The organism is Paraburkholderia ginsengiterrae (assembly GCF_001645125.1).
Lineage (GTDB): Bacteria > Pseudomonadota > Gammaproteobacteria > Burkholderiales > Burkholderiaceae > Paraburkholderia > Paraburkholderia ginsengiterrae.
This window is the reverse complement of the sequence record NZ_LXKA01000306.1, coordinates 1-432: the sequence shown is the minus strand read 5'-3', so window position 1 is coordinate 432 and position 432 is coordinate 1. Positions and strand designations below refer to the sequence as shown.

Here is a 432-nt window from a genome sequence, read left to right as displayed (position 1 = left end):
ACTTACCTTTTGTCTGGCTGATGAATCACGCCTGGCTCATTCTGACCGATTCCGGCGGTATTCAGGAAGAAGCGCCGTCATTAGGTAAGCCGGTATTGGTCATGCGTGAAACCACAGATCGTCCGGAAGCCATTACCGCTGGTACGGTAAGACTGATCGACACGGCCTCCCGGCGCATTGTGGCGGAAGTTATGCGTCTGCTGCATGACCAATATGCATATCAAACCATGAGCCGCGCCCATAATCCTGATGATGACGGGCAATCATGCGCGCGCATTTTACAGGCGTTAAAAAGTTATAGGGTATCGTTATGAGTTTTACGACCATTTCTGTTATTGGGCTGGGGTATATCGGATTACCGACTGCGGCCGCTTTTGCTTCCCGCCAGAAGCAGGTTATCGGCGTGGATATCAACCAACATGCGGTAGACAC

At 51.4% G+C, this 432-nt stretch carries 2 protein-coding genes; both read left to right on the top strand.

From position 1 onward, the window contains the following. On the top strand, window positions 1-314 hold a 314-nt coding region (locus tag A6V37_RS39355), incomplete at its 5' end, for a UDP-N-acetylglucosamine 2-epimerase (protein WP_208607890.1). Next, on the top strand, window positions 311-432 hold a 122-nt coding region (locus A6V37_RS39350; RefSeq protein ID WP_167361447.1), incomplete at its 3' end, for a hypothetical protein. The genes A6V37_RS39355 and A6V37_RS39350, both read left to right, overlap by 4 nt.